The 26,976-nt window shown below is 68.5% G+C and carries 25 protein-coding genes and 5 pseudogenes; 14 read left to right on the top strand and 16 right to left on the bottom strand.

Annotated elements, in window-relative coordinates; translation table 11 throughout:
• The first annotated feature begins 414 nt into the window (after positions 1-414).
• Positions 415-2,445: an AAA family ATPase gene (locus tag ACE4Q9_RS06470; RefSeq protein ID WP_397983251.1), complete on the top strand. Its 2,031-nt coding sequence runs from the start codon at positions 415-417 to the stop codon at positions 2,443-2,445.
• A gap of 206 nt (positions 2,446-2,651) precedes the next feature.
• Positions 2,652-3,443, top strand: coding sequence for an IS5 family transposase (locus ACE4Q9_RS06465; RefSeq protein ID WP_397983250.1), 792 nt, complete (start codon positions 2,652-2,654; stop codon positions 3,441-3,443).
• On the opposite strand, the gene ACE4Q9_RS06460 is transcribed toward ACE4Q9_RS06465, so the two are convergent.
• Positions 3,400-3,936, bottom strand: a complete 537-nt coding sequence (locus ACE4Q9_RS06460) for a hypothetical protein (protein WP_397983166.1) — start codon at positions 3,934-3,936, stop codon at positions 3,400-3,402. The two genes, ACE4Q9_RS06465 and ACE4Q9_RS06460, sit on opposite strands and share 44 nt — an antisense overlap.
• Positions 3,937-4,241: 305 nt before the next feature.
• Between ACE4Q9_RS06460 and ACE4Q9_RS06455 the strand changes: the two genes are divergently transcribed.
• Positions 4,242-5,273 carry an IS110 family transposase gene (locus tag ACE4Q9_RS06455; RefSeq protein WP_397983249.1) on the top strand — a complete coding sequence of 344 codons (1,032 nt, stop codon included), beginning with the start codon at positions 4,242-4,244 and terminating at the stop codon, positions 5,271-5,273.
• 12 nt (positions 5,274-5,285) lie between these two features.
• Here ACE4Q9_RS06455 and ACE4Q9_RS06450 read toward each other — a convergent pair whose 3' ends face one another.
• Positions 5,286-5,456 carry a hypothetical protein gene (locus tag ACE4Q9_RS06450; protein ID WP_055495969.1) on the bottom strand — a complete coding sequence of 57 codons (171 nt, stop codon included), beginning with the start codon at positions 5,454-5,456 and terminating at the stop codon, positions 5,286-5,288.
• A gap of 139 nt (positions 5,457-5,595) precedes the next feature.
• Here ACE4Q9_RS06450 and ACE4Q9_RS06445 point away from each other — a divergent pair, with 139 nt between their 5' ends.
• Together ACE4Q9_RS06445 and ACE4Q9_RS06440 are read left to right on the top strand one after the other, a co-directional pair.
• Positions 5,596-5,769: a CsbD family protein gene (locus ACE4Q9_RS06445; RefSeq protein WP_171151391.1), complete on the top strand. Its 174-nt coding sequence runs from the start codon at positions 5,596-5,598 to the stop codon at positions 5,767-5,769.
• A 371-nt stretch (positions 5,770-6,140) separates the two neighbouring features.
• Positions 6,141-6,338, top strand: a pseudogene (locus tag ACE4Q9_RS06440) (hypothetical protein); the annotation flags it as partial.
• A gap of 115 nt (positions 6,339-6,453) precedes the next feature.
• On the opposite strand, the gene ACE4Q9_RS06435 reads toward ACE4Q9_RS06440, so the two are convergent.
• Both ACE4Q9_RS06435 and ACE4Q9_RS06430 read right to left on the bottom strand, forming a co-directional pair.
• Entirely contained in the window at positions 6,454-6,807 is a 354-nt protein-coding gene (locus tag ACE4Q9_RS06435; protein ID WP_397983248.1) for an STAS domain-containing protein, read from the bottom strand.
• Between the two features lie 151 nt (positions 6,808-6,958).
• The gene (locus ACE4Q9_RS06430; protein WP_397983247.1) at positions 6,959-9,067 is read right to left on the bottom strand and encodes a SpoIIE family protein phosphatase; all 2,109 of its coding nucleotides are present in this window, start codon (positions 9,065-9,067) and stop codon (positions 6,959-6,961) included.
• Between the two features lie 1,145 nt (positions 9,068-10,212).
• Between ACE4Q9_RS06430 and ACE4Q9_RS06425 the strand changes: the two genes are divergently transcribed.
• On the top strand, positions 10,213-10,449 hold the full coding sequence (locus ACE4Q9_RS06425) for a hypothetical protein (protein ID WP_397983246.1): 237 nt from the start codon (positions 10,213-10,215) through the stop codon (positions 10,447-10,449).
• Between the two features lie 183 nt (positions 10,450-10,632).
• Here ACE4Q9_RS06425 and ACE4Q9_RS06420 read toward each other — a convergent pair whose 3' ends face one another.
• The 3 genes from ACE4Q9_RS06420 to ACE4Q9_RS06410 form a co-directional block, all read right to left on the bottom strand.
• A complete protein-coding gene (locus ACE4Q9_RS06420; RefSeq protein ID WP_397983245.1) occupies positions 10,633-11,061 on the bottom strand; it encodes a DUF3147 family protein in 429 nt (142 codons plus the stop codon).
• Entirely contained in the window at positions 11,058-11,402 is a 345-nt protein-coding gene (locus ACE4Q9_RS06415; RefSeq protein ID WP_397983244.1) for a DUF3147 family protein, read from the bottom strand. Before ACE4Q9_RS06415 ends, ACE4Q9_RS06420 begins: the two co-directional genes overlap by 4 nt.
• A gap of 134 nt (positions 11,403-11,536) precedes the next feature.
• Positions 11,537-11,692 (bottom strand): DUF6131 family protein, encoded by a 156-nt coding sequence (locus tag ACE4Q9_RS06410; RefSeq protein WP_167528460.1) that lies wholly within the window; start codon positions 11,690-11,692, stop codon positions 11,537-11,539.
• 329 nt (positions 11,693-12,021) lie between these two features.
• On the opposite strand from ACE4Q9_RS06410, the pseudogene ACE4Q9_RS06405 reads away from it, so the two are divergent.
• A pseudogene (locus tag ACE4Q9_RS06405) lies at positions 12,022-12,636 on the top strand (alpha/beta fold hydrolase); the annotation flags it as partial.
• 326 nt (positions 12,637-12,962) lie between these two features.
• Here ACE4Q9_RS06405 and ACE4Q9_RS06400 read toward each other — a convergent pair.
• The 3 genes and pseudogenes from ACE4Q9_RS06400 to ACE4Q9_RS06390 form a co-directional block, all read right to left on the bottom strand.
• Positions 12,963-14,096, bottom strand: a complete 1,134-nt coding sequence (locus tag ACE4Q9_RS06400; protein WP_397983243.1) for a PP2C family protein-serine/threonine phosphatase — start codon at positions 14,094-14,096, stop codon at positions 12,963-12,965.
• Between the two features lie 164 nt (positions 14,097-14,260).
• Positions 14,261-14,503 (bottom strand): annotated as a pseudogene (locus ACE4Q9_RS06395) (peptide deformylase); the annotation flags it as partial.
• A gap of 108 nt (positions 14,504-14,611) precedes the next feature.
• Positions 14,612-15,402 (bottom strand): annotated as a pseudogene (locus tag ACE4Q9_RS06390) (IS5 family transposase).
• A 495-nt stretch (positions 15,403-15,897) separates the two neighbouring features.
• On the opposite strand from ACE4Q9_RS06390, the gene ACE4Q9_RS06385 reads away from it, so the two are divergent.
• A complete protein-coding gene (locus tag ACE4Q9_RS06385; protein WP_397983242.1) occupies positions 15,898-16,350 on the top strand; it encodes a hypothetical protein in 453 nt (150 codons plus the stop codon).
• Between the two features lie 661 nt (positions 16,351-17,011).
• Here ACE4Q9_RS06385 and ACE4Q9_RS06380 read toward each other — a convergent pair.
• Positions 17,012-17,281 (bottom strand): hypothetical protein, encoded by a 270-nt coding sequence (locus ACE4Q9_RS06380; RefSeq protein ID WP_397983241.1) that lies wholly within the window; start codon positions 17,279-17,281, stop codon positions 17,012-17,014.
• A gap of 96 nt (positions 17,282-17,377) precedes the next feature.
• Between ACE4Q9_RS06380 and ACE4Q9_RS06375 the strand changes: the two genes are divergently transcribed.
• From ACE4Q9_RS06375 to ACE4Q9_RS06365, 3 genes are all read left to right on the top strand, one after another.
• Positions 17,378-18,526, top strand: coding sequence for a serine hydrolase domain-containing protein (locus ACE4Q9_RS06375; RefSeq protein WP_397983240.1), 1,149 nt, complete (start codon positions 17,378-17,380; stop codon positions 18,524-18,526).
• A gap of 150 nt (positions 18,527-18,676) precedes the next feature.
• Complete coding sequence (locus ACE4Q9_RS06370; RefSeq protein WP_397983239.1) at positions 18,677-18,898, top strand: transposase; 222 nt, start codon at positions 18,677-18,679, stop codon at positions 18,896-18,898.
• A 578-nt stretch (positions 18,899-19,476) separates the two neighbouring features.
• Positions 19,477-19,836 carry an STAS domain-containing protein gene (locus ACE4Q9_RS06365; RefSeq protein ID WP_397983238.1) on the top strand — a complete coding sequence of 120 codons (360 nt, stop codon included), beginning with the start codon at positions 19,477-19,479 and terminating at the stop codon, positions 19,834-19,836.
• An 80-nt stretch (positions 19,837-19,916) separates the two neighbouring features.
• Here the strand turns inward: ACE4Q9_RS06365 and ACE4Q9_RS06360 are convergent, their stop codons facing one another.
• Together ACE4Q9_RS06360 and ACE4Q9_RS06355 are read right to left on the bottom strand one after the other, a co-directional pair.
• Positions 19,917-20,759 (bottom strand): RNA polymerase sigma factor SigF, encoded by an 843-nt coding sequence (locus ACE4Q9_RS06360; protein WP_397983237.1) that lies wholly within the window; start codon positions 20,757-20,759, stop codon positions 19,917-19,919.
• A 282-nt stretch (positions 20,760-21,041) separates the two neighbouring features.
• The gene (locus ACE4Q9_RS06355) at positions 21,042-21,401 is read right to left on the bottom strand and encodes an STAS domain-containing protein (protein WP_397983236.1); all 360 of its coding nucleotides are present in this window, start codon (positions 21,399-21,401) and stop codon (positions 21,042-21,044) included.
• A 358-nt stretch (positions 21,402-21,759) separates the two neighbouring features.
• On the opposite strand from ACE4Q9_RS06355, the pseudogene ACE4Q9_RS06350 reads away from it, so the two are divergent.
• Positions 21,760-21,906 (top strand): annotated as a pseudogene (locus ACE4Q9_RS06350) (IS630 family transposase); the annotation flags it as partial.
• Here ACE4Q9_RS06350 and ACE4Q9_RS06345 read toward each other — a convergent pair.
• On the bottom strand, positions 21,903-22,247 hold the full coding sequence (locus ACE4Q9_RS06345) for a type II toxin-antitoxin system PemK/MazF family toxin (RefSeq protein WP_397983235.1): 345 nt from the start codon (positions 22,245-22,247) through the stop codon (positions 21,903-21,905). The pseudogene ACE4Q9_RS06350 and the gene ACE4Q9_RS06345 sit on opposite strands and share 4 nt — an antisense overlap.
• A gap of 168 nt (positions 22,248-22,415) precedes the next feature.
• Between ACE4Q9_RS06345 and ACE4Q9_RS06340 the strand changes: the two genes are divergently transcribed.
• Entirely contained in the window at positions 22,416-22,952 is a 537-nt protein-coding gene (locus ACE4Q9_RS06340) for a GNAT family N-acetyltransferase (protein ID WP_397983234.1), read from the top strand.
• A 58-nt stretch (positions 22,953-23,010) separates the two neighbouring features.
• Here ACE4Q9_RS06340 and ACE4Q9_RS06335 read toward each other — a convergent pair whose 3' ends face one another.
• On the bottom strand, positions 23,011-23,571 hold the full coding sequence (locus ACE4Q9_RS06335) for a hemerythrin domain-containing protein (protein WP_397983233.1): 561 nt from the start codon (positions 23,569-23,571) through the stop codon (positions 23,011-23,013).
• Between the two features lie 257 nt (positions 23,572-23,828).
• Between ACE4Q9_RS06335 and tkt the strand changes: the two genes are divergently transcribed.
• Positions 23,829-26,042: a transketolase gene (gene tkt / locus ACE4Q9_RS06330; RefSeq protein WP_397983232.1), complete on the top strand. Its 2,214-nt coding sequence runs from the start codon at positions 23,829-23,831 to the stop codon at positions 26,040-26,042.
• Positions 26,043-26,493: 451 nt separating this feature from the next.
• Here the strand turns inward: tkt and ACE4Q9_RS06325 are convergent, their stop codons facing one another.
• Complete coding sequence (locus ACE4Q9_RS06325) at positions 26,494-26,976, bottom strand: STAS domain-containing protein (protein WP_397983231.1); 483 nt, start codon at positions 26,974-26,976, stop codon at positions 26,494-26,496.

Below are 26,976 nucleotides of genomic sequence, written 5' to 3'. Positions count from 1 at the left end.
GTCGTTGGAGGAGCTGCCCCGCCTGGACTTCGCCGAGGCCTACGCACATGACCTCCGAGAAACCCTGGAGGGGTTCGGCTACACGTGTGTTGAGACGCCTCCTGGCCCGGCCGGCCCCGCCATGACGGCGGAGGCCCTTGAGGACGCGATCCGCAGTGCCGTCAAAGGCAGGCACGGCGTCCTGATCGTCCACCTTCTCGCCCATGGCGTGCTCGCCGAGGAGGGAAGTGGCGGCCTGTACGTCTTAGGGCAGACGGGCGGCGGCCCGACACAGACGTCGAGGGGTGGATCAAGTGGGTTGAGGACCACGAAGACCGCCCCAGCACCCTGTTCATTCTCGACACCTGCTACTCGGGGCGTGCCGCGGCGTACGCATGGCAGGCCCTGGCACGCGTCGAGCGGCGCAAGGGTTGGGTGATCGCTGCGAGTTCCGGCGACTCGCCCGCGTACGACGGCCGCCTGACCCGCGCCGTCGTCAACGTCCTGTGCCGCTTCAGCGAGGAGAGACTGCGGGTTCATGAATCGCTGCAGTACATCCCGCTGAACAAGTTCTGCCGCGAGGTGAACAAAGAGGTCGCCCGGCTGGCGCAGGGCAGCTGGACGCAGGACGCCTATTCCTCGTGGGTCCCGATGGGTACCGACCTCTCGCACCTGCGTTTCTTCCGCAACCCGCGCTACAGCGCCCAGCTCGGCTCCGGGCAGGTGCTGGATCCCGATCTGACCGCACTCCTCGACGAATCCGTCGATGTCACCTCCTTCGCTGGTACGGCGCCCGGCCTCGAACCGGAGCCGGAGCGCTTGCTGCCCGCGCTCGACGACGCCGTCGACGTTGTGCACTTCGCCAGCAGGGCATCCGGTGCGCAGCAGGTGCCCAGCGCCGCGCACGTCGCCTACTTCCAGGGACGCGAGGAGGAAGTGCAGAAACTGTGCCGGTGGCTGCGCGAAAGTGGGCGGAGGTCAGCACTGGGCGTCGTCACGGGCAAGGCGGGGGTCGGTAAGTCGGCCCTTCTGGGAGTGGTGGTGTGTGCCGCCCACCCGAAGCTCCGACAGAAAACACGCCATCTCTGGCAGCGCTTCGCCAATATTCCCGCCGTGCCCGACCTCGCTGTCGTCCACGCACGGCACCGCTCCGTGACCGAAGTAGCCGCGGCGGTGGCCCGCCAGTGGAAGCTGTCGGAGGCCCCACCAGACATCCCCCACTGGGACATGGAATGTCTCGCAGACGCTCTGCGCGACCGCGATAGGCCACCCGTCCTGATCGTCGATGCGATCGATGAGGCCGAGGAACCCGAGCGACTGGGCCATATGCTGCTTCAGTTGAGCCGCGAGCGGCGCGCGGACAAACAGCCCGTGGTCCGGCTGCTCGTGGGCCTGCGCCGTGACAGCCGCTTCACCGCCCTGCTGGCGAGCGCCCGCCGCAGCGGCGGCGTAGTGGACCTGGGCCGGGTGCCAAGGCCCCGGCTACGTCAGGAGATCCACAAGTATCTGCGCGATCTGCTGACCGCCACGCCCGAGTATGGTTCGGCCGAGCGCGAGCCCGCCGCCGACACCATCGCCCGGACGGCGGCGCACGTCCTCGTCCCGCGGTTCGGACGGCGGCTGGGATGGGGCGAGTTCCTGGTAGCCGGACTGTACGCCCGGCACGTTCTGGACCGTCCGCCCGTCACCAGTGTGGCACACGCCCGGCGGCTGGCGGCGGAGGTGCCGCGTGGGCTGGGGCAGGTCCTGGAGATGGACCTGCGCCAGCGCGGAGACGGGGCCGTGTTGCTGCGCCCGGTGCTGGCAGCCTTGGCCTTCGCGTATGGCCAAGGCATGCCGGAGGAAATCGTCCGGCTCGTCACAGAAGTCTTCCTCGCTCCGCAGGCGGACCCGGACGGCCCGGCGCCGAACGCCCTCGAAGCAGAGGACCCGGAATCACCGGCCCCCTCGCCGGAGGAGCTGACACTGGAAGACGTGCGCGCCGCGCTCGAAGCGGCACGGTTCTATCTGCGGACCGCTGTCGACGATGAGGGCAACACGGTCTACCGCCTCTTCCACCAGGGCCTGGCCGATCACCTCCGGGCCGAGCCCTGGCACTCCCCGGCCGCCGTGGACACCGGCGGTCCCGAGCGCGCGGAGGGCACCGACGGCAGTGAGCCGGGAGCCCGGCATGCGCGCGCGGTGTGGGCGCGTCTGCTCTCCGAAATCCGGGCCGCACCGGGCGGCTGGGCGACGGCCCACCCCTATCTGCTCGTGCACGCCGCCCGCCATGCCCATGAGGCAGGAGACCTTGACACCCTCCTGGCCGACCCCGAGTTCCTCGTGCACGCGGCCCCGGACACGCTGCGACACATCCTGTCCGATGACCAGATGGACGAGCCGCATCCGATGAGCGCCGTCTACTTAGACGCTGTTGTCTTTCCGATCTTGAGGGGTGCGCGTCGAACGGGAGTCTCGATCGGGTGATCGCCGCTGGCTGCGGGCATGAAGGCAGGGCCTCTTGGTAGCTCGGGGTTGCGAAGCCGACCGAGATCCAGGAGACCCTGTTGCCGCAGTTCTACGTGCTCGCGCCGGTGGAGTTCAACTCGACGTTTTCGTCGTGTGATTGTGTCGCCCACCGGTTCGGAAATGCGGCCGATCACCCGGAACGTGTTCGGCGGTATCCGTCGGACATGACGGACGCGGAGTGGGCCGTGGTCCGCCCGCTGCTGCCGGTGCCGGCCTGGATGCGGGGCCGGGGAGGGCAGCCCGAGGCGTATTGCCACCGGGCGATGCTCGATGCGATCCGCTACCTGGTCGACAACGGGATCAAGTGGCGGGCGATGCCCGCCGACTTCCCGCCGTGGGACCGGGCTTATGCGTTCCTCCGCCGCTGGCGCGACCACCTGCTGGTCAAGGAGTTCCACGACCGGCTGCGCGCACGGATCCGCGAGCGGGAGGGACGGGATACGGAGCCGACGGCCGGCGTGATCGATTCGCAGTCCGTCAAGGCGGATGCCGTCGTCGGATCGGACAGCCGCGGTTTCGACGGCGGCAAGCTGATCAATGGCCGCAAGCGGCATGTCGTGGTCGACACGCTCGGCCTGCTGCTGGGCGTGATGGTCACCGCCGCGGACACCGGCGACCGCATCGCCGCCCAGGTGCTGCTCGGGCAGGTCGCCGACGTGCACGCCCGGCTGGAACTGGTCTGGGCCGACGGCGGCTACACCGGCGGCCTCGTCGCCCACTGCCTCACCACACTGGCTCTGGTCGTGGCGATCGTGAAACGCAGCGACGCCACGCGCGGCTTCGTGGTGCTGCCCAAGCGGTGGATCGTCGAGCGGTTCTTCGCCCACCTGATGCGCACCCGCCGTCTGGTGCGCGACTTCGAGCGGCGCACCGCCAGCGCCGAGGCGATGGTCTACTGGTCGATGACCCTGCTCATGACGCGCCGTCTTGCCCGGATGGCCCCTGGGCGAGGGTGAACCGGCCCGGCTGCCTCTCGGCCAGCCAGCCGCGCGCGACCAGGCGTTTCGCCTTCGACCGCAGTGCCTCCACATTGGCCGGCACTGCGTCCAGGCCGAACGTCACGGCCAACTCCTGGCAGGTCAGCGGCCCTTGATGGAGCCGGTGCCGGTCCGCGAGCGCGGTGAGGATGCGCTGGTAGTCCACCGACAGCACCGACCGGGCCAGCCCCTCACGCCGCACCGGCACCTGCGACTTCGGTTTCGCTGCTTGCCCGGGCGCCGAATGCGTGTCCTCGCCCTGTGGGCCGGGGACAGCCTCTTGACCAGGGATGTTGCCATCGTCCGGAGCCAGGACGGTGCCCACCCGCCTGCGGGCGATCGCCCACTCCTGCCATTCCTGCTCGGCCGCGGCCAGCTCGGCCTGGATGCGATCAGCTTCCTCACGCAACCCGTCGACTCGACGGCGAGCGGCGATTTCGTGCTGTTTCAGCAGTCCGACGACCGACGGCATCTGCAACCTCCCGGGGAGCGACGACAGGACACGTCACCACTCCCGCCGAATCACCGACCCTATGCCTGAACAGCGAAAACGCCGCCCTCAGATTCGGAACGACAACAGCCACTGACTCGTGAGATCTATGACCGAAGTGTCCAGTCACGGACCTGTCGACTGCCGTTGCGGGATGCTGCCTGCCACCGAGCCACGGGGCGTGTCCCCATAGGGGCCTTGCCGAATTTAGGCGCCATCACGGTTCAGACCGCCCGAGCGGGCCGGTGCCATCCACCCAGCACGTCACCCGCGGGAGGCGAACCACCATGACGACCAGACAGCGCAGCACCTCCTCCACCAGCACGGATCCTCCTGTTCCGGGCGAGGTCGTCCTGGGCGTGGACACGCACGGCGAGGTTCATGTCGCCGCCGTGATCTCCCCGCTCGGGAAGGTCCTGGGAACCGAGTCCTTTCCCGCGACGGCGGCCGGCTACCGACAGCTCCTTGTCTGGGCCCGCAAGCGGGGTACGGTGCGCCGTGCCGGGGTGGAGGGCACCGGCACCTTCGGCGCGGGCCTGTCCCGCTACCTGCTGGCGCAGCAGGTCGAGGTATATGAAGTGAACCGGCCCGACCGCTCGGCCCGCCGGCTGCTGGGGAAGTCGGACCCGCTCGACGCTCAGGCCGCCGCGCGGGCCGTGCTCAGCGGTCGCGCCCGGGCTCGCGCAAAGTCCGGTGATGGTCCGGTGCACAGCGCTCGGATCTTCAAGCTGGCCAAGGACTCCGCGGTCAAGGCCCGTACCCAGGCGATCAACCAGCTAAAGGCCGTCCTGGTCATCGCCGATCCCGCCTTGCGGGAACGGTTGTCGAGCTTGGGCAATGCCGAGCTGTTCCGCACCTGCGCGACCCTCAGCCCACCCGTTGGTGGGGGAGACGAGGACGCGGTGGCCCAGGCCACCCACATGACGCTGCGCATGCTCGCCGAGCGTATCGAGCAGCTCACTGGACAGATCGACGAGCTGAAACAGCGCCTAACTGGGCTCGTCGAACGTCACGCCCCACAGCTGCTCGTACCGGTGGGCATCGGTCCGGACAGCGCCGTCACTCTCCTGATCACCATGGGAGACAACCCCGAGCGACTGAACACCGAGGCGTCCTTTGCGGCCCTTTGCGGAGTCAGCCCCACCGAGTACTCCTCCGGGCGGCGAATCACGCGACGGCTCAACCACGGCGGCGACCGTCAGGCCAACGCCGCCCTGCACCGCATCGTGTTCACCCGCCTGCGCCACGACCCCCGCACCCAGGCGTACTACGAACGCCGCACCCAGGAAGGCAAGACCCGACGCGAGATCATCCCGTGATGGGTGGTCAGGTCACCATCGATACCAGCGGCCGCGACCACCCCCGGCACTGGTGGAGCGCATGACGAAACCGAGCAGCCACACGACCAGGACGGCGAGGGCCACCCACCAAAGGATCTTGACGGCGAAACCGGCACCGAACAGGATGACCGCGAGAAGCAGGACCAGAAGCAGGGGAACCATAGTTATCGACCTCCTGCCCGCCCGTCTTCCCTGCCTTTTCCTCGGCATTCGAGATCAGGACCTTGTTTATCAAGGGGAAGCAGGGGCACGAGCCGGTTACCGCGACTGCGGTCCCCAAGCTGCGAGGAGGCGTTGTTCTGTGACTGCCAACGAGAAGGCGAAGGCGAAGACCGAGCAGGCCAAGGGTAAGGCCAAGGAGGCTCTGGGAGGCGCCGTCGGAAACGACCGTATGGCCGCCGAAGGTCAGGCAGAGAAGAGCACCGGGGACGCCCGCGAAGCCAAGGAAAAGGCCAAGGACGCCTTCAAGCACTGACCTCCGCGAACCGGAAAGAGGCCCCCACAGGGGGCCTCTTTCCGGTTCGGCGGGGCCACGCGTTGATCCGGCACCGTCGATTTCCTGCTCCGGCTGTCTGCGGCTCGTCCGAGAAGGTCGCTTGCAGGTCTCCGCCGGAATCGTCTCGCTCGCGCGCCGATGATCTCGGCAGGTCTTTCGTGACTGCTTCGGTACGAACGAGGCCCTGCCCAAGCCCTCAGATCAGCTGGGGCCCGAAGCCTGGGCCTGCTGCCCATCAATCTGGTCAAGGGGGGCCAAGACCCGGATGAGCTGGGCCGCGACCGTATCGTTGGTAGCCGCGGCGGCCATCAGCCGGCTCATCAGGGCGCCCTGCATCTTCTGAGTCAGATTGGCGGCGCTACGGAGACTCCCCGCGCGGCAACGGTGTCGGACTCGGCCTCGCGGTCGCCCGCGGCTTCACCGAGGCCACCGGCGGCGCCTTGCGCGCCGAGGACACGCCCGGCGGCGGACTCACCATGGTGCTCGCCGTGCCGACGCCTCCGGCGCGGCGTCCGGAGGAGTCGGATACCTGCCGGCCACCGCTGCCCACTGAGGAGATCAGGCGCCGGGCGCACGGCATGCTGACGACCTGCGGCAACCCCCTTTGTCGGCCGTGCCCCTCGGCTGGGCGGCGACCTTCATTCCTCGCCGGCGATTGGGGAGTCAGTCTTCGGGGAGTACGTCCTCGGCCGTCTCATGCAGCGGCAGCACGGACGCGAGACGGGTGAGCTCGAGGATGCGTCTGACCTCGGGTTGTATACCGATCAACGCGAACCGGTGCCCCGCGGCCGCACGGCGGCGGTGGATGTCGACGAAGGCTCCCAAAGCGCTGGAGTCGCAGAAGTCCACGCGGGTCAGGTCGAGGATCAGCAGGGGCACATTCTGGATCTCGGTGGTGGTGAGATGTCCCAGCAGCTGGGGCGCGCTGTGGTAGTCGATGGGGCCGTCGACGGCGACGACCGTGTGTCGTGGACCGCGGTGCGAAGCGAGGCTCAGCGTCGGGCCGGGCGGGACCATACTCCGGGAGCCGACCGGTGGCGAGCTGTCGGAGGGCTTGCGAGCCCCGGGGCCGGGGGCAGAGGTCATCGAGGGCGTCTCTTCCGTGTCCGGGGTGAACGGGTCGGCTGGTTGTTCCTGTGCCGGCCGAGGAAACGGCCGGGGTGAGTCGTCACGAGGTCTTGATCTCCGCCCACACCACTTTCCCTCCGTCGATCCAGCGGGTGCCCCATCGTGTCGCGATGGCGTCGATCAGGAATATGCCCCGGTGCCCGAACTCGCCGGGCTGGGACACGATGAGACGCGGCTCCTCAGCGCTGCTGTCCGTGACCTCCAGGACGATACGTTCACCGGCTCGCCGCAGCTCGACGCGCAGCGGTGTCCTGGCGTGGCGGACGGCGTTGGCGACCATTTCATCCGCGATGAGCATCATGTCGTTCGCCAGATGCCGCAGACCCCACTGGCGCATGACGTCGGCCACCAGGTCGCGGGCGTCGGGGACGGCGCTGGAGACCGGGGCGTAGTCCCGTACGACCGTCACCACCTGGTGCGACGCGTCCTCCGGCCGGTGCAGGTACAGCAGGGCGATGTCGTCGTCGTGCTGCCCGCCGGCCAGGGCGTCCAGCCACGAGTCGCAGTCCGCCTCGATCTCGCCCACGGGCCCGGCCAACAGCTCCCGCAGCTGCCGCAGGCCGTCGTCGATGGGGCGTCCGCGGCGTTCGACCAGGCCGTCCGTGTACAGCAGCAACCGTGCTCCGGGTGGCAGCGGGACCTCCTGCTCCATGTAGCGGTGCCTGCCCACGCCCAGTGGCGGTCCGACCTGCTCGTCCATGAACGTGACGGTGCCTTCCTGGTCGCGCCGGGCCGGTGGCAGGTGCCCGGCGACGGCCGCGCGCAGCCGGTCCCGGCGTGTGTCGAGCACCGCGTAGACGCAGGTGGCGATGGAGCCGGGGGCGATGTCGTCCACCAGGACGCTCAGCTGCTCCAGCACGTCGGCGGGAGCGAGACCAAGCTGCGCGTAGGCACGGCAGGTGGTGCGGATCTGACCCATGACCGCCGCCGCTCTGACACCCTTGCCCATCACGTCGCCGACGACCAGCGCCACTTCGCCGTCCGGGAGCGGTATGAGGTCCACCCAGTCACCGCCGGCACCGCGATCCCGCGCGGCGGGCAGGTATCGCCACGTACTGGCCACCCCGTCGACGCGTGGCAGCGCCGGCAGCAAATGACGTTGCAGTTCTGTGGCCGCCTCCCGTTCCTGGCGGTACGTCTGCGCGTTCTGCAGCGCCACGGCGGTCTGCGCGGCGACGCCGGTGACCAGGCGCTCGTGTCGTTCCTTGAAAATCCCCGGCACGGGATGGCCGAAGAAGAACCCGCCGAGCACGGTCCCTCGGGACATCACCGGAACGGCCAGGTAGCTCCGCACCGGCAGGTGCCCTTCCGGCATCCCGTGGTGCGGTGCGTTGTGCCCGTACCGCGGGTCCTGCGTGATGTCGTCGGACCGCACCACGCCGAAGCCCCGGAAGGTCTGCTCGAACACCTGGGTGTTGCGCGGCATGGGGAACTTGTCGAAGGCCGACCGGTCAACACCGGAGATCACATAGAGCAGGTACGACTCTCCGGTCTCGCCCAGGATGTTGTAGAAGAAGGCGCCGAACGCCGCCCCGGCCAGACGGGTGGCGGCGTCGACCGCGTGCTGGACCAGCGCGTCGAGGTCGAGTTCCGCCGCCAGGAGGCTGCCGGCCTCCTGCAGCAGCTCAACGATCGCCGCCTCCTCGCGGAGTTCGTGTTCCCGCCGCTCCAACTCCTTCTGAGATCGTCGCAGCTCCGTCGTGGCCGAACGCAGCTGCGCCACCACCGTCTGCAGGTGCCCGGCCCGCTGTTCGACCAAATACTCCATGCTCTCCAGGGCGAAACGGGCCGCGTCCGCCTCCACGGTGGGCGACGGCTGCCCGGCGGACAGCAGTGCCAGGCGCGTGCTGCCGGTGACAGTGCGGAACAGCGTGGCGACCTCGGCGGACAGCGGAACCCGGGAGAACAGCACCACTGCGAACCGCTCGCCCGGCGCCAGGGTTCCCCCGAAGACGAGTGTGGAACGGACATCCTGCCCCGGGAGAAGTTCCTCCAGGCCGTCCACCTGGCTGGCGGGCAGGTGGAAGACGTCGACGTCCCTCACGGGAGGTACTTCGCCGTTCGCGTCCTCGGCCGTGACTCTTAGGCGTTCGAGCAGCCGATACACCGACGGCGCCTTCTCGAAGGTGCCGGGCGACAGCGCGGGCACGTTCGTCGGGCTGGCACCCTCCGCGCCGGGCGAGCGGGCGCACGGTCCACGGAAGCCAGCCAGAAACATACGCCGCCATGGACGTCCAGCCGCGGTGACGGCCTCCCGAGGCCCGGCAAGGAAGACGCCTACCGCAGCACAGGCGCGTCCGGCCTGCCCGTCGACCAGACTGTCGTAGAAGAAGTCGGCGATCGCTTGTGCCGCCGCGTCCTGGGTGGGCACACGCGCGACGGACGTCCGCAACTGGGCAGTACACCGGGCTGCTTCACTGAGACCGAAGGCCGACAGGTCGATCCGGACGTCCTGCACGCTGAGCACACCTCTATACCTCAAGTGGGAGGGCCAGGGACGATTGCCGGGACCACGGGCATAAAGGGTAGCCCCTGGCCGATTCCCGATCGTCCCGATCCGCGCTGCCGTCCCTGTACCCGGTCGTCTCGTGCGGATGCGGTGCACGCCACCATGACTGCCCGCCCGGCCCGGCAGAGCACGCCCGGGAGCGGAGGGCACGTCGTGGAAGGACGATCAGGCCGCTGGGGGAAAGCGGACTGCGAGCAGGGCCTGCCTCTCCAGAACAGCTCACCGGGCAGATCAATGAGCTGAGCCAACGCCTGACCCGGCTCGTCGAACGGCACGCCCCACAGCTACTCGCCCCGGTGGCCCTCGACCCCCCATGTCGGAGTTCGTCGGTCACGGCGGCTGGGCACGAGCGGCTGCAGGTTCGGCCCGGCTCTGCATCTGTGAGAGGGGGACGGGATCAGGTCGACACAGACCTTGGGCGAGAGCGTTGCTGGCGCAGGTGGACCTCGGGTCGACCGCCAGACGCGACCATGTTCGCCACAGCGAAGGCCGCACGCTGGTCACGGCGAGCCGCAAGGTTTGTCGGTTTGTCGAAGGCGTATACGCCGGCACTTTCGGCCAACGGCTTGCAGCCCTGGGGCGGTGAACGCGAGCTCCTACACGCTGAATCCCCGGACCGGCAGTACGCGCAACCGCTCGCATGCGGCGGCGCGATCCGGGGACTCGTGTCGATGGCGACGGAATGGACCGGAGGTAGTTCGATGGCTGCCGATACCGCTTCCTCGACGACGCGGAGAAATCCACCTACCGGTAGCTCGGCACCGTCCGGGCATGATGGCCGAGGGGTGGAGGCCAATGCGGCCGACCGCGGCACTGTTCGGTTGACCCTGCCGCTGGTGGGTGAGTTCGCCCTACCGGCTTCGCCGGACCAGCTGGCGTTCTTCGGCGGGGTTGGTCTACTCACGGTGACCGGTTTGATCGAATGGCCGGTCGCCGGGGTGATCCTCGTTGGGCACCTACTGGCGGCCAACCGGAACCACCAGGCTCTACACGAATTCGGGGAGAGCCTCGAGCAGGCTTGAGTCCCGGCGGGCGGAACCGCCCTCCCGGCGATAGGACAGGCCGCCCCGGTCGTACGCGGGCGGAATGCATGACTGGCCGGTCGTTCACCGCGTGCGTGTGGACTTGGGCGCCATGCCGCTCCGGGTTGCTTCGCTGGGACCTCGGAAGCCGGACGGACCGGCGATGCGTTCGGTCCGGGAGCATCACTGCCTCTTGCCCGCTGCGCGAGCGAGGGCGTAAGCGGCGAGTGAGACCGCGAGCCAGGCGGCAGTGGCCACGGTCAAGGCGAGCCAGGCCGAGTGGCTGCGCAGCAGCGTGGTGGCGAGAAGGGAGAACGCCAGCAGGCCGAGCGTGCCCAGGGTCGCTCCGCGGGTGTCTTCGCGAGCGCTGCGAAGGCCGTCTTCCTTGGCCACCAGGGTGAGGCTCGCCAGCAGGATGGCGGGGAAGGCGAGGAATGCCCCGCCTGGGAATGGACCGAACACCGTGGAGACGATCGCGGCGAGAAGGGACACGCCCGCCCCGAAGGCGAAGCGGATGAGCAGGTCCTTGCGCGGCATCTGCCGCGCGGCGCCCGGCGTCAGCCGTACCCGGTCGGTGTTCTCCGCGTTCTTGTCGGGTTGCGGGGCGTTCATGGTGCCACCGCAAGGGTGACGGCGGCCGCCAGCGCGAGCCACATCACGAGCGCTGCCGCCGAGCCGCGCAGTGCCCCTAGCCTGCCCAAGGCGGGCACATCGACGATGGTGTAGGCGGTGAACGCGACCGCTCCGCCGATCATGCCGCGGGCTGCCAGCGACGCGTCATGGCTGCCTTTGAACACGACGGTCAGGATCAGACTGGCCAAGGCCACCGAGGGCGCCGCAGCGAAGATGCCGGCCAGCCGTTTGGGCTGGACGGCCTCAGCCACCAGGGCGAACGCCACGACGAACAGGCCACCGGCGCAGGCTTTCAGGAGGATCTCCGGCAAGGAATTCATCCGAACAAGGTGGGCCTGACCCGTCGTGCAGGCAATGGACCACGCCGTTCGGCTGCCTAGCACTGAGCGGCCGGATCGTCCCGGCCCCCAGTAGCCGGTGCACCAGCGTCGTCGAGTTGTATGCCCTCACGCGCCTACCAGTAGTGGCGTCGGCCGCCAACGGCGTGTCCCACGGAGCCGAGAAGGAACAGGATGAGCCCGATGACGAGCAGGATGATCCCGATCGTCCACAGGATGCCGATATGCAGGAGGAATCCGACGATGAGCAGGATGATGCCGAGGGCGATCATGGTGGCCTCCTTCGTTTGGTGAGGCGGTGAGCAGGCGGTCGAAGAATGACCGGTGGCGGCGCAGAGCTGTGCGGGCTTCAATGTCCAATTGGGGCAATATCCGCCAAAAGGGTGATACCCGGTCGTTCAAACCTCATAACTCTCCTGTGCGGCAGCCCGATTTTTACCTCGATCCGGTGGACCTTGGTATCGCGATCGAGGCTGCAGGCGCCATGGAAGCGTAGAAGGCATCCACACACAGACTTGCGAAGGTCGTGGGCAGGGCGGGAGGTGCTACACGCAGCCACGTCAGACGGGACGTGGTCTGAAAGAGTGACGGCCACGGAAACATCCTCCGCAGGAACAACATCTCCGTCACCGGCAACCCGCAGGGGCGAACGGTGGTACTGGCTCACGGCTTCGGCTGCGACCAGACCATGTGGCGGCTGACGGTCCCTGCCCTGACCGACGACTACTGGGTCGTGCTGTTCGACTACGCGGGTTCCGGCCGCGCCGATCCCCTCCGCGCTCTCGGAGGATCGGTACGCCTCCCTGGCCGGATACGCGCAGGACGCGGTGGACGTGTGCGAAGCACTCGACCTGCGCGATGCGGTGTTCGTGGGACACTCCGTCAGCGCGATGATCGGCGTACTGGCCGCCGACATGGCTCCTGAGCGGATCGCCGCACTGGCGATGGCGGGGCCGTCCCCGCGCTGTATCGACGACGGCTACCGGGGCGGTTTCAGTGCCGAGATATCGAGGAGCTGCTGGCATCGTTGGAGGTGAACTGCCTGGGCTGGTCGGCTGCGATGACTCCGGTGATCATGGGGAATGCGGAGCAGCCCGAGCTGGGTGAGGAGCTGAAGAACAGCTTCTGCGCCACCGATCCGGACATGGCGCGGGTCGCCCGGACCACTTTCCTGTCTGATTCCCGGCACGATCTGAAGAGCGTACGGGTGCCGAGCAGATCTGCGCCGATGTACCGCCCCGGCCGGCAGCTGGAGCGGCAGGGCACCGACCTCGCTACTGGAGGACGTCCCCACCAGGTGTAAGCGCGCCCGGCGCGGATAGGTCCGGTCTATTGGAGTCGGAACCCGCTCAACCGAACCGGTCACGACACGGTGGGCGAGCGTTTCGAGTGTGGGATTGATCGGAAAGCATGTCACCGGATGACGGCTCGATGGGCCGTACTTCGCCTGCTCTCCGAGGGCGAAGCCAGGGCGGCTGCGTGCATCGCGTGCTGCGTGCCCGCAGCGGCCCTGGCGCTGGCCGGCGGGCCTCTGCCCTTCTTTCACCTCCGCATCTCCAGGTGCTGGCTGTGCGTGCTGCGAGAGCGGCACAGTGCGATCACCGCCGCATCGTCGTCGAGACGGCCGCCCGCGTGGGTGAGGAGATCACAGCGAAGGAAGTGCACCAGCTTCTCGGGGCTGTAGCCGGTCCACTGCGCAGCCCGCTCGACGAAGGGATAGAAGCCACCGTCGGTGCCCCGTGCCTCGATGACGCCATCGGTGTAGAGCAGCAGGGTGTCACCGGGTTGAAAGGAGAACATGTCAACCGTGTAGGTCACAGGGCCGAGCGAGCCGGTTCCCAAGGGGGGAGCGGGGTTCACCGGAACCAGGACGACGCCGTCCGCGCTGATCAACAGCGGTGGGGGGTGTCCGCAGCTGATGATGCGCGCGATGCCGTCCTCCTCAGGGATCTCGACCAGCAACGCGGTGGCGAACCTCTCCTCGTTCTCCTCCACGGGAGCCAGGCTCGCCAGGTTTCGGGTGACGCTGCGTTCCAGTGCGGCGGCCAGCTGCGGCAATCCGGCGTGCTCATGAGCGGCCTCCCGGAAGGCCCCGATGAGCAGGGCGGCCTCGCCGATGGCCGGAAGTCCCTTGCCGCGCACGTCACCGATCATGATCCTGACACCGGTCTCGGTGGAAGTGGCTGCATACAGGTCACCGCCGATCTGGGCTTCGTCGTCAGCCGCCAGATACAGCACCGCGACCTGCACACTTCCGAGCTGGTCGGGCAGCGGCCACAGCAGCACGTGCTGCGTGGCCTCGGCGACCGTCCGCACCCGCGCCAGCTGACGGCGGTGGCGCTCACGCACCACGCAGAAGAGCACCGCCAAGGCCGACATCACCGCAAGAGCGAGAATCTGTACCAAGACGTTGCGGGTCATCAGCACGTTGAAGCGCCAGCCGATGTACGCCTGCGCCACCACGGTCAGAAAGCCGACCAGGGCGGTCAGCCACGGGCCCGCGAAGGCGATGGTGATCGCCGGAGCGACCACCAGCAGCGGGCTGAGGTGAACGTCTTCCGGTACGAGCTGGTCCACCGCCGTGATCACGACGATGAGCACGATCGGGACCGCCAGCAGCGCCTGCTTCGACTGCCAGGGCTTCCGCACCCCGGCCTCGCGCCGCCGAACATTCATGCAGTCCAGACTGCACCGTCGCGAGGGCCATGACGAGCGGAGACACCCGATTGCACGCGGCGCCGGACCTGCTTGGCGACGAGGGGGGTGAAGGCTTTCGGCCCGGGGATCGGTGGCCGCTCGGCCGCGGTGCTCCCTTCGGCGACCGGTCTCGGGGAGGTGGCTTACTCGTAGGCCCAGGCGCGGACGGTCTGCCGGTACTCCTCGACCGGGATCGGGGTGACTCCGTCGCGCATCCGCGTGGTGTACAGCAGCCCGTCGAGGTGGTCGAGCTCATGGTGAATGAGGCGGGCGAGGCCGCGCTCGTACACCGTGGTCGTGGTCTCGCCGGATAGGGTGGTGGCCTCCACCGTGATTCTCAGCGGACGAGAGACGAGGCCGCGCACGTCGAAGAAGCTGAGGCAGCCCTCATACCGCTCATCGGGCTACCCCGGTGCCCCCGAGCGGTCCAACGCTCACGACTGATGCTGTGCTGGAACACGACTTCTTCTCGTCTAGGAGTTGTCGTCAAAGTGTCACGCCCACATCAGGAGCGATGCGAGGGTGATGGCTGCTTGGTAGGACTCGGCGGTCTTGTCGTAGCGGGTGGCGATGCCGCGCCACTGCTTGAGGCGGTTGAAGCACCGTTCGACGACGTTGCGCCGCTTGTAGACCTGCTTGTCGAAGGCCGGCGGGCGTCCGCCGTGACTGCCGCGTCGGAGCCGGTTGCGGACCTGGTCGGACCGTTCCGGGATGGTGTGCCGGATGTTACGCCGCCGCAGCCAGGTGCGTATGGCCTTGGAGCTGTAGCCCTTGTCGCCCACGACGTGGTCGGGTCGGGTCCGGGGCCTTCCTGGCCCGAGCCGGGGCACCCGGATCGTCTCCATCACGGTGGTGAACTGGGTGCAGTCGTTGGTGTTCCCTCCGGTGACGGTGAAGGCGAGCGGTCGGCCCAGAGCATCGCAGGCCAGGTGGATCTTGCTGGTCAGACCGCCTCTGGACCGGCCCAGCCCTGGAGCACGGAGCCCCCTTTTCGTGCTCCGGCCGCGTGCTGGTGGGCCCGGACGATCGTGGAGTCGACCGACACCAGCCACTCGATGTCCCCAGCCGCGTCAGCCCTCGCCTGGGCGGCCCGAAGCATCCGCTCGAAGGTGCCGTCCCTGGCCCACCGGCGGAAGCGGGTGTGCAGCGTTGCCCAGGAGCCATACCGCTCGGGCACGTCCCGCCAAGCCGTGCCAGTCCGAAACTTCCACACGATCCCGTTGAGGACCGTCCGGTCGTCCAGCCGTCTGCGGCCCCGCTCAGACCGAGGCAGCAACGGCTCCACGAAGGCCCACTCTGCATCGGACAGTTCATGGCGACGTATCACCCGACCATGATCCACGACCGAAGATCATTTGACGACACACCCTAGGGCCGGGCCGGTCTTCGTCCGCCCGCCGGACACCAACTCAGCAAACCTGACCCGGTCGACCCGCGCCCGGCAAAGACCTCCGAGCGGGTGGCCCGCCGGGCGCGGCGCGCCCCGTGGAACAGGTTGGTGCGCACAGGCCGTACCGGCCAGCCCTGCGATCCCTCAGTGCTCGCTCTACGTATTCGCATTCGGCCATTCCAGTGACGAACGGTGGAAGCGAGCTAGCAGTGGGCGGTGGCATATTGCTGACCGACCTGCGGCTTCGTGGGAATTGATGAATATTTCAACGGTTTCGGTACTCGCTTGGACATGCCGCTCCGCCATGCTCGGGCCAGCCTGGATGCGCGAGCCGTCCCGAATGGCCGACTCGCTCCCAGGGGGGAACTCCGACCAGTCCAGGAGACCCACATGAGCGTCACCCGAAGTCATCACACCCGTGCGCTCGCCGCCGGTGCCCTGTCCGCCGCCCTGCTGTCGACCGGTACGGCCGGAGCGGTCGCAGCGACCGGGACACCGGCCCCCAAGCCCACCATGACCCGCACCGGCATGCCGAGCGTGAAGCCGTCGCGGACACCGACCACCATGGGCTCGATCACCGTCTCGGCCAACCACAAGGCCGTCAAGGTGGGCAACACCGTCGTGTTCACCGGCCGGGTCAAAGGCATCAAGGCCGGCTCCACGCTGGTGCTCCAGCACAGGCACAACGGCAAGTGGACCACGCTGAAGACCACCGCCGTCGTCAACAAGAACGGCACCTACACGATCAAGCGCACGTTCACCAAGAGGGGCACCGAGCAGGTGCGGGTGGCGACCAAGTCGGGTACGTTCCACTCCTCGCCGCTCACCGTTCAGGTCAGTTGACGGCGAGCTGGGGCGGGGCTGCAGCCGATCGTGGCGCAGCCGGACTTGAGTGGGGCCGGGATCGACGTGTCCGGCCCCACTGCCGCGTCCGCGCGCCGAAGATGGGCACGCTTTGCGAATTGCGCTCCTAATTTCTTGCATCTCTGCCAGGGCTGAAAGCGTCAATCATTCGGCCTCGCCGTCTGCCCTTCCGGGGAGGGTGCTCGAGGCGGCGGGAACAGAAGGTCTTCCAGAGCGGACGTCCCGAACAGAATGAGGATGAGCACCACCGGGACGAGCAGAGCTATCACGGTCACGACGCCTCCCTGCTGCAGCGATCACAGTTGCTGCTCGGCGGCAACCTGGCCACCCTCACCATGCGGCCGAACGGGGTACGCCGCACATCGGCGCGGGCGCCGTGTAGGCCGATCGGGTGAGGTCTTGGCGTGCAGAGGTGCTATGGGGCAGCGGCGAGGTTCCCCGGGGTGGGCGACCGCCGGGAGAGCCGCTGAACCATGACCGCTGCTGCGGCGACGCGCGGCCTTGCCGGCACGGGTTGCAATCCCAGCCAGCGCCTCCGCTACAGCAGACTCTCGCCTACGCACTCTTCGCGGGCGGGAGTCGCCGGCCGACTGTGCCCCGATTCACCGCTCGGTGCTCGGGGCCCGCTCATCAACTGCCGTCAGTGGCGGGGTACGAGTGAAGACGCACTGGTCATTGCCTGCCCCGAGCCGGAACGGCAGGGCGATGCGGTCCACGCCAGTGTGTCGTTCAGCAGCGGGTCTGGAGAGATCTTGAAGTTCTGCGTGCGCCATGGCTGCAGCCCGAACACCCGCCAGATCCGCAGCACGCTCGTGGGCGAGATCAGCACCCAATTGGCCAGCTCCTGTTTCGACCAGTGCGTGGCACCCTCCGGCACCTCTTCGAGGGTGCGCACCACCACCTCCTCCACCTGGCAAGGCTCCGGCCACCAGACCAGCCGAGGCCGATGATTCCGGGCCCCTGCGGGAGTCTGTTTTCGACAGCAATCTTCTGGAAGGCGGACCTTGTGACGACCCTGCACGACTTGCTCGAAGCCCACATCGGTGCGGGTGCGCTGCCGGGAGCGGTTGGCCTCGTGGCCCGGGGTGACCAAATCGAGGTGGCGGCCGTCGGCGCACAGGATGCCGGCGACGGCGCCCCGATGGCGAGGGACTCCATCGTCCGGGTCGCCTCGATCACCAAGTCCGTCACCGCCGCCGCACTGCTGATCCTCGTGGAGGAGGGCACGATCGCACTGGACGACCCGATCCGGATGTGGCTGCCGGAGCTGGGGAAGCCGGTGGTCGTACGCACGCCGGCGAGCCCGGTGGACGACGTGGTGCCGGCCGACCGGCCCATCACCGTATTCGACGTGCTGGCCTCCCAGGCCGGGTACGGATTCCCCTCCGACTTCACACTGCCGGCGGTGCAGGAGTTGTTCACGGTGCAAAAGGACGGCCGGGTGCCGAGCAGCTTCCCGCCGGCCGACGAGTGGGTGGCGGCGCTCGGCCGCATCCCGCTGCTGTACCAGCCGGGCGCCGCCTGGCTGTACGACACCTGCTCCGTCCTGCAGGGAGTATTGATTTCGCGGGTCACCGGCCAGCCGCTGCCGGAGTTCCTGACGGAGCGGATCTTCGGGCCGCTGGGCATGGTGGACACCGGTTTCGAGGTGCCGACCGCCAAGCGGGGCCGGTTCACCAGCTTCTACAGGCCAGGCGACGACGGCAGCCTGGAGCTCGCCGACGGCCCGGACGGCGAGTGGAGGAGCCTGCCCGCGCTACCGCTCGGCAACGGCGGGCTGGCCTCGACCGCCGACGACTGGCTGGCCTTCTGGCGGATGTTGCTGGCCGGCGGGGTGGCGGCCGACGGCCGCCGGGTGCTGTCGGCCGACTCCGTCCGCATGATGACCACCGACCATACGAATCCGGTCCAGCGCGACATCGGCCGGCTGTTCCTGGAGGGCCAGGGCTGGGGCTTCGGCGGCTCGGTCGACATCGACCGGTCCAACCCGTGGAATGTGCCCGGCCGTTACGGCTGGGTCGGCGGCACGGGCACAGCGGCGCACGTCATCCCGGCCACGGGTGCGGTCACCATCCTGCTGACTCAGGTAGCGGCGATGGGTCCCGTGCCGGCACCGGTGATCAGGGAGTTCTGGCGGTACGCGGCGGACGCCTGACACGCACCTCACGCCCGTAACCTCACGGCGGGCCCAGCTGACTGGGTGGCGAAATCGGACCACGACGCATGGCTGTCCAAGCCCCCCGAGATCTTGCTGAGGTGTCCCGGTCGAGCGTGACTGTTGTGACGATCTGATCGTTCGGCGGGTGTGACGACTCGGCCGTGGATCGTGGACGATGACTTGTGGGCGCTGATCGAGCCGCTGCGGCCGCCCTGGCCGATGCGGTCGCCGAGGCCGAGGCCAGTGGGTGATCGGCTCTGTCTGCAGGGCATCCTGTACGTCCTGCACCAGGACATCGCCTGGCAACTCCTGCCGCTGGAGCTGGGAGTCGGATCAGGGCAGACCTGCTGGCGGCGCCTGGACCGCTGACAGCGGGCCGGAGCCTGCGTGGTGTTGGCCGCAGCCCGCTTGTCGGCACGCGCCTGCATCGGCGCATCACCCGTGCGAAGGACGACTCACGTGCCGGCGCATTGGACCGTGCGCCATTTCTCGCAGGCGAACCCTGCCGACCCCGGCTGCGAGAGCGTCCCGGCCGTCTTGCGGCGGCTGGTCGCTTCCATCGAAGCGATCGCTAACCACGAGCTGCGCCAAGCCAACGAGGTGCCCCGTCACCTTCGTTGGACGGTTGGCGGCTGCGTCCCCGGTGAAGAAGGCGCCGGTTCGGTGACGGGCTTCGACGATGCAGGAGCCGTCTCCCGACAGCGCGATGGTTTCCTCGACCGCCGTGGAGTTCGGTCCGTGGCAACACTCGCGTTCCGGGTCCGCGCCCATCAGTCCTGTCACTCCCGCCCCGCTCGCGTAGGCCGTTCCTCCGGGCGGGTACCGCGCACGCGCAACATGTACCTGTGGGTGGCAGGGCCATCCGGGTGCAGTACCAGTACCATGCGCGAGCAGATCCACATCGAGGAAGTGCTGGGTTCGGCGGCACCGACACTTGCTGAGGGACTGTGGCGGATAACCGTTCTGCAGGAAATGCGCGTCTGTCGATCAACCTGAGCCATACCAGTGGCGTCCGGGTGGTCACGGCGTGCGGCGAGATCGATCTCGACAGTGCTCCGCAGCTGCTGGATGCCCTGACCGCTGATGACGCTGCCGCTCAGGTGACGGTGGTGGATCTCAGCGGCGTCACCTTCATGGACTCCAGCGGCATCAATGCTCTCATCGCCTCTCATCACGCGGCGCAGCGCCTTGGCGGTCGGCTGCGACTCGCTGCACCGAGCCGCGCTGTCTCCGAGACCCTCGGGATCGTCGGCCTCACCGAGGTCATCCCCTGCCACCCGACCCTGCGCGACGCACTTGCCGTCTGACCCCGTCAGCCGGACGAGCTGAGCACGGCTGATGCCCGCCGCAGCCATGGCGGGTATCAAGAGGGGTACCGCTAATAGGCTCAGCCGGTCGTGAGCATGCCTTCGCGCAGCCGTGCCAGGCACCGGGACAGCAGTCGCGAGACGTGCATCTGCGAAACACCCAGACGTTCACCGATCTGGGCCTGGGTGAGCTCCTCCACGAACCGCATGTGAATGAGCTGCCGGTCTCGCTCGTCGAGCTCGGCGATCATGGGAGCGAGGGCGTGGAAGTCCTCCACCAGCTCCAGAGCCGTGTCCTCGGTTCCGATGAAGTCCTGGAGCGCCGCCTCGCCATCCTCGCTCCCGTTGAGCGTGGCATCCAGGGAGGAGGAGTTGTAACCGTTCGAGGCCAAGCGGGCCTCGCGGACCTCCTCCTCGGACAGGCTCATCAGCTCCGCCAGCTCCTTGACCGTCGGATCACGGTCCAGACGGCTGCGCAGCTCCTCGGTCGCCTTGGCGAGCTGGACGCGGGCCTCCTGCAGCCGGCGCGGCACGTGCACGGCCCAGGTCGTGTCGCGGAAGAAGCGCTTGATCTCCCCGACGACGTAGGGGATGGCGAAGGAGGTGAACTCCACCTCGCGCGACAGCTCGAACCGGTCGATCGCCTTGATCAGGCCGATCATGCCGACCTGGACGATGTCCTCCATCTCCTCCGGCCCCCGGCTGCGGAACCGGCCGGCCGCGTAGCGGACCAGGGACATGTTCATCTCGATCAGCGTGTTACGGGCGTAGCTGTACTCCGCGGTGCCCTCCTCCAGCACCGCCAACTGCTGGAAGAAGAGCTTGGACAGCTCGCGAGCGTCCTTGGGCGCCACCTGGGAAGGATCGGCGACCTCCGGCAACTCGGCCGTCCGGGTGTGCGTTGCCAGCGTGCTGGGCGCCATGCTGATACCCTCCCACGATCGATCTCACCGCTGCTGCCTGCCGAAACGGCCGACGACAGCGCGCATACCCCGCGATCCTGCACCCATGCCTGCTCCCTGAGCGAACGGTGAATCGGACTCCGCTCAGGCGCTAGGACGCATGGCGGGGCCAGTGCCCCTGAGCCGACAGCGGTCGTTGCGCAGGGCCGTATCGTCCGCCTGTCCGAACCCTCACAGCTGACCTGTCCGCAGCCGCTGGCGCTGCTCGGCGGCGGCGGCTTTCGAGTGAGCGCCGACAGGGTGTCAGGAAGCAGGGTTGGAACTGGCAGCGGGACCGTGCTGTGGTCGCAGTACGAACACGGCGTCGAGGCCCGTGATCGCAAGCACGCGAAACAGAACCGGCTGGACGCCGGTCAAAGCGAATTCCGCCCCGGCCTGTAAGGCGCCGTTTCTGGCCGCCACCAAGGCCGTGAGGCCGGCCGCGTCGCAGAACGACACTCCGGACAGGTCCAGCAGCAGCCGGACCGGCCGTTGATCCAGACATTCAGCCAGGACAGCGCACAGTTCCGGACCGGTGAACTGGTCCAGTTCACCGAAGACGCCCACCACCGCCGTGCCGCCCTCATGGACAACCAGGGTGGTGATGCCTCCCACGCCGCTCATCCCGCGTCTCCCTCGATCGCTGTGACGCCAGCGTGCGGGCATATCAGTCGGGTTCCAAGGACGCACCGGCACAGCGTGCTGACGAGCCTGTGCGTGTCTCTGAACGGTCTGGTGGTGCGCATGGGCCTGTCCATGCCGTCCACCTGCCCCGAACCTGGGCCTGTCCTCGGCGTCAACGGTATCGACGCCCGTGAGAAGTGTCTCTCTAACCAACTCGAGGAGCGGATACCGACTGACACCTGCCGACGGCTTCTGGCTTTATCGGTGAGTCCTGACACCGGTTGTCGAGCGGCGGCGACACCGCCCGGTGCTGGCGGAGAGTGATATCGCCAAGTTTTGACACTACTTGGGGGCTAGCGTCGAGGCCCGCTTCCGGCCGCTGCGGCAGTTCACCCTGGCTAACACGCATCATCCGAACCACACGATCCAGACCCGGGCCCTGCACGCCGAGAAGGGCCTTCGCTGGGGAAGCCGCCCCCGCTCGTTGCCTGATCAAGCAGCCTAGCGCGCCGCCTGCTCGAGTCCACCGGCACGGAGGGCGTCCTCGATCTCGCCGAGCTTCGCTGACGACAAGACTCCCACCTTCTCGGTCAGATCTTCCTTGGCCAGCGTGACCAGCCAAGTGCACGGGACAAGACCGGGACGTGGCAGCGCCACTCGAAGGACGCCCTCGACAGGCAGCCCCTCGGGCGCCCCCACTGCCACTTCGACGGCCACACCGCTGATCTCGGTCCCCGCAGGAGCGACGACCTGCATCGCTCGGAACCCGGACGCTTCGTCTCCTGACAGCAGTACCACCGGCCGCCGCTCGTCAAAGTCCGCCAACCAGACCTCACCGCGCTGCATGTGCCCTCCCGACGCAGGATCGCGGGGGAACCGTGCACGCCCCGGACCGAACACCTCATTGCCGGCCGTAATCCAACCAGTCCAGCGGTCGCAGCGGCCAGCGAACCCGGTGAACCTGCGCGCTCACAGCCCTAGGCCAGTGCTCGGCGGAGAGATCATCATGCGGGAATGACTGAGAACCGATCCACTGTGGCACCGACTGTGGTGCGGCTCGCCCAGTACACGAAGGCGGACCAGGAGGAGATCCTTGGCATCAGCGATGATCCCTTCGGTGTCGCCTGGACCGGTCTGACCTGGCTGCCGAAAGAAGAGCACTTCGGCATCCGGCACGACGGCCGCCTCGTGGCACACGCCGGCCTGCTGCGACTGCCTGTTGCGATCGGCGACGCCGAGACAGAGGTGGTGGGCGTCGGCGGGGTGGCCGTCTCACCCGGCATGCAAGGTCAGGGCCTCGCTCGCCTCGTCGTCACAGCTGCCCTGGAGCACGCCCGAACGATGGGTCCTCAACACGCACTCCTCTTCTGCCGACCTCCCCTCGTGTCGCTCTACCAGCGCCTCGGATGGCACCCGCTCGACAAGGACGTACTCGTCGAACAACCCGAAGGCTGCCTCGTGACCATGCCGCTGCGGACCATGGTGACGCCCCTGCGCGACGACGCCCGGTGGCCCTCAGGGCCAGTACGGCTGTCCTCACTCCCTATGTGACGGGCCCCCTCTAGCAAAAGCCGCGCAGCGCGGCGTTCCGGGCGGACGCCGTGCGTCGTCAGTCCTTGCCGCGCCCCGTCAGGGCGTCCCTGAGCCGGTCCACCATGCCCGTGCCGGGGGCCAGCAGCTTGTTGGCCGACGGGGTGTCAGGAGCCGACGGGTGCGGCCGGGTGGGCGCCGTCTTCTTGGCCTGGCGGACCTTGTCACCCAGCTTCATCAGCTCCTCTTCGGAGGCCGCCGACCGCAGCCGGGGGAAGAGGTTGTCCTCCTCGTCGCGGACGTGGCTGCGGATCTCGGTCATCAGCTCACCGATGAGCCGGTCGAACTCCGGATCGTCGGCGCCGACGGCTTCGAGCGCCTTCATCGTCCGTTCGGCCTCGGCGTGGTCCTCGATCTCCTTGTCGGCGACCGTGTCACCGTCGGACAGGAACTCGCGCACGGCCGGGTACAGGTACGCCTCCTCGGCGACCGAGTGCCGCACCAGCTCGATCACGGCCTGGTCGGCGTACTTCTTGCACTGCTTGTCCCCCGGGCTCAGGGCCTCGATCTTCCCGAACAGCTCCTCGACCTCGCGGTGGTCGGTGGTCAGTTCCGCGATGACGTCCCCGCCGTGTCCCATGGGCGTTCCCTTCTTTCACGCTGCGCTGTCCGGAATGCCTCGACCGTGTATCCACGGCCCAGCGCCCGCAAACCGGGTGGGCATTCGGCGCATCCGCTCACCGCGTGGCACCCAGTGGGCGGCACTGCGATGGAATGCCGTCTGTGGGGTACGCCTGTTCTGACCCGGGTCCACACGTCGTCGAGGGGGCGTGTGCTGCTGTCCCGAAGCAGAGCACGGCTGAAGCAGAGGGCCCGGCTTGACGAAGGAGCAACGGCATGGCGAGTGAACAGCCCGACGGCATTGCAGGACGCGACAGGTCCTTGGCGCTCCCGGTAGCGGAGCAGGCAGGCTGGGACGAGGTCGACGTGCGCGCGGTGGACACCGTACGGCTGCTGGCGGCCGACGCGGTGCAGAAGGTCGGCAACGGGCACCCGGGCACCGCGATGAGCCTCGCCCCTCTGGCCTACCTGCTGTTCCAGAACGTCATGCGGCACGACCCGGAAGACGACCAGTGGCTGGGACGGGACCGGTTCGTGCTGTCCTGCGGGCACTCCAGCCTGACCCTGTACATCCAGCTCTACCTGGCCGGCTACGGCCTGGAGCTGTCGGACCTGGAGGCGTACCGGACCTGGGGCTCCGCCACTCCCGGCCACCCCGAGCACCGGCACACCCGCGGAGTGGAGATCACCACCGGACCGCTGGGCCAGGGCCTGGCCAGTGCGGTCGGCATGGCCATGTCGGCCCGCCGCGAACGCGGACTGCTGGACCCCGACGCCGAGCCGGGCACCAGCCCCTTCGACCACCACGTCTACGTCATCGCCTCCGACGGCGACCTGATGGAGGGCGTCGCCAGCGAGGCCGCCTCCCTGGCCGGCCACCAGCAACTCGGCGACCTCACCGTCTTCTACGACTCCAACCACATCTCCATCGAGGACGACACCGACGTCGCCTTCAGCGAGGACGTACCCGCCCGCTTCGCCGCCTACGGCTGGCACGTACAGACCGTCGACTGGACCGGCAGCGGCAGTTACGTCGAGGACGTCGACGCGCTGCTGGCCGCCACACGGGCCGCGAGGGAGGAGACCGGCCGCCCGTCGCTGATCATGCTGCGCACCCTGATCGGCTGGCCCGCCCCGAACAAGCAGAACACCGGCAAGGCCCACGGCTCCGCGCTGGGCGAGGACGAGGTCGCCGCCACGAAGAAACTGCTCGGCTTCGACCCCGGCGCACACTTCACCGTCGAGGACGAGGTCCTGGCCCGCACCCGGCAGGCGGCTGAGCGCGGCCGTCAGGCGCACGCGGCATGGGACGAGACGTTCACGGCCTGGCAGAAGGCCAATCCCGAGCGCGCCGCGCTGCTGGAGCGGCTGCGGCAGCAGGAACTGCCCGACGGCTGGACCGACGCGCTGCCCGTCTTCCCTGCCGATGCCAAGGGAATGGCCACCCGGGCCGCTTCCGGCGAGGTCCTCAGTGCGCTCGCGCCGGTCCTGCCAGAGCTGTGGGGAGGATCGGCCGACCTGGCCGGAAGCAACAACACCACCATGGACGGCGAGCCGTCCTTCCTCCCCGCCGACCGCCAGACCAAGGACTGGAAGGGCGGCCCCTACGGGCGGACCCTGCACTTCGGAATCCGCGAGCACGCCATGGGCGCGATCCTCAACGGCATCGCCCTGCAGAGCCTGACACGCCCCTACGGCGGCACCTTCCTGACCTTCTCCGACTACATGCGCCCTGCCGTACGCCTGGCCGCCCTCATGCAGCTGCCCGCGACCTACATCTGGACCCACGACTCCATCGGCCTGGGCGAGGACGGTCCCACCCACCAACCCGTCGAACAGCTCGCCGCGCTGCGCGCCATCCCCGGCCTCGACGTCGTGCGGCCCGCCGACGCCAACGAGACCACCGCCTGCTGGCAGACCATCCTGGAGCACACCGACCGGCCCGCCGGCCTGATCCTGAGCCGGCAGAACCTGCCCGTCCTGGACCGCGGCAACGGCGAGTACGCCCCGGCCCGGGAAGCGGCCCGCGGCGGTTACGTCCTCGCGGACGCCGTCGACGGAGCACCCGAGGTGATCCTGGTGGCCACCGGCTCCGAGGTCCACATCGCCCTTGAGGCCCGCACCCTGCTGGCCGCGGAGAACCTCGCCGTGCGGGTGGTGTCGATGCCGTGCCGGGAGTGGTTCGCCGCCCAGCCGCAGAGCTACCAGGACTCCGTCCTGCCACCCTCCGTCCGGGCCCGCGTCAGCGTCGAAGCCGCTGTGGCACAGGGATGGCGCGAGGTCATCGGCGACGCCGGGCGAGTCGTCAGCCTGGAACACTACGGCGCTTCCGCCGACTACCAGCGCCTCTACTCCGAGTTCGGCATCACTCCCGAAGCGGTCGCCGCCGCTGCCCGTGACAGCATCAACGACGCCCAGCGCACCGTCCGCCCCGGTGGCCACCAGCACACGTCAGCACCCACCGAAGGCGGCACCGGCGACCGCCCGTAGATCTTCATCCCCGCACCGGTGAGGTTTCGACCTTGTGCACGGGGTCGTCAGCCGAGTTGCGACTGGGTTTGCTCGGCGAGCTTCAGGTGGGTCTGCAGGACGGGCAGGTCCTTACGGGCCTCGTTGATCACTTGCTGGTTGCTGCCGCTGGAGATCAACATGCAAGGCATCGCCCTGCGCGTCCGCAACCGTCACCTTTCAACGGAGTCCCCACGTGAGTCTGACTGTCGCCCGGACGTCCGCCGGGCAACCGGCTCCCGGCGATGCGCGGTATCTCTTCCACATCACCTGAGGAAGAAGAACGCCGGTTGCGTCTCCAACGCCGCTGCCGCCTATCGCTTGCGGGCCGCCGCGGCACACGGGGAACGGGACAGCCAGCGCGGGGGTACTGCGGTAGGAGCACCGGGCTCGATCGCTGGTACAGACGCCCCGTCGTGACGGGTCCGCGCGATCAGTTCAAGTTCGCGGAGGGGTTACGAGCGCTGTCGCAGGCCGTGTGCTCCCCTTCGGCCGGCGCACCAGCCCCGCCGGCGGTGGTCACACGGTCGACGGAGCCCTGCGGCCCTGCGCTGGTGGGATTGTCGGCGATCATGGTGGTGACTGCTTCGCTCGTGGTGACATGGACCGGCAGGATCGTGTCGACACCGGTGAGGACGAGCATCCGCATCAGGCGGTCGGGGACGTTGGCGAGCCCGAGTGCACCGCCCACCGCCTGGGCGGCGTGCCAGAGACCGATGAGCGCGCTCAGACCGGCGGAGTCGCAAAAACCGACCTGTGACAGGTCCAGAACCAGGTGCGGGGACCCCTGCTCGATGATCGTCGAGGCGTCGCGGCGCAGGGTTTCCGCGGTGCGCATGTCCACGTCCCCGGCGACTGTGGCGATGGCGAGGCCGGGACGGGGGTGCTGGACGGTCAGCTGCAGCGTGTCGGTCAC

This window comes from Streptomyces sp. AM6-12, assembly GCF_044327085.1.
Taxonomy (GTDB): domain Bacteria; phylum Actinomycetota; class Actinomycetes; order Streptomycetales; family Streptomycetaceae; genus Streptomyces.
The sequence above is the reverse complement of the archived record's forward strand: the minus strand, read 5'-3'. Positions and strand labels throughout refer to the sequence as shown.

Bases quoted from the DNA above. Each gene is read 5' to 3' on its own strand.
- ACE4Q9_RS06465 (WP_397983250.1), top strand. From the start codon at position 2,652: ATGACGGACGCGGAGTGGGCCGTGGTCCGCCCGCTGCTGCCGGTGCCG.
- ACE4Q9_RS06460 (WP_397983166.1), bottom strand. From the start codon at position 3,936: ATGCCGTCGGTCGTCGGACTGCTGAAACAGCACGAAATCGCCGCTCGC.
- ACE4Q9_RS06455 (WP_397983249.1), top strand. From the start codon at position 4,242: ATGACGACCAGACAGCGCAGCACCTCCTCCACCAGCACGGATCCTCCT.
- ACE4Q9_RS06450 (WP_055495969.1), bottom strand. From the start codon at position 5,456: ATGGTTCCCCTGCTTCTGGTCCTGCTTCTCGCGGTCATCCTGTTCGGT.
- ACE4Q9_RS06435 (WP_397983248.1), bottom strand. From the start codon at position 6,807: ATGGTCCCGCCCGGCCCGACGCTGAGCCTCGCTTCGCACCGCGGTCCA.
- ACE4Q9_RS06420 (WP_397983245.1), bottom strand. From the start codon at position 11,061: ATGAACGCCCCGCAACCCGACAAGAACGCGGAGAACACCGACCGGGTA.
- ACE4Q9_RS06415 (WP_397983244.1), bottom strand. From the start codon at position 11,402: ATGAATTCCTTGCCGGAGATCCTCCTGAAAGCCTGCGCCGGTGGCCTG.
- ACE4Q9_RS06410 (WP_167528460.1), bottom strand. From the start codon at position 11,692: ATGATCGCCCTCGGCATCATCCTGCTCATCGTCGGATTCCTCCTGCAT.
- ACE4Q9_RS06400 (WP_397983243.1), bottom strand. From the start codon at position 14,096: ATGAATGTTCGGCGGCGCGAGGCCGGGGTGCGGAAGCCCTGGCAGTCG.
- ACE4Q9_RS06385 (WP_397983242.1), top strand. From the start codon at position 15,898: ATGAGCGTCACCCGAAGTCATCACACCCGTGCGCTCGCCGCCGGTGCC.
- ACE4Q9_RS06360 (WP_397983237.1), bottom strand. From the start codon at position 20,759: ATGGCGCCCAGCACGCTGGCAACGCACACCCGGACGGCCGAGTTGCCG.
- ACE4Q9_RS06355 (WP_397983236.1), bottom strand. From the start codon at position 21,401: ATGAGCGGCGTGGGAGGCATCACCACCCTGGTTGTCCATGAGGGCGGC.
- ACE4Q9_RS06345 (WP_397983235.1), bottom strand. From the start codon at position 22,247: ATGCAGCGCGGTGAGGTCTGGTTGGCGGACTTTGACGAGCGGCGGCCG.
- ACE4Q9_RS06340 (WP_397983234.1), top strand. From the start codon at position 22,416: ATGACTGAGAACCGATCCACTGTGGCACCGACTGTGGTGCGGCTCGCC.
- ACE4Q9_RS06335 (WP_397983233.1), bottom strand. From the start codon at position 23,571: ATGGGACACGGCGGGGACGTCATCGCGGAACTGACCACCGACCACCGC.
- tkt (WP_397983232.1), top strand. From the start codon at position 23,829: ATGGCGAGTGAACAGCCCGACGGCATTGCAGGACGCGACAGGTCCTTG.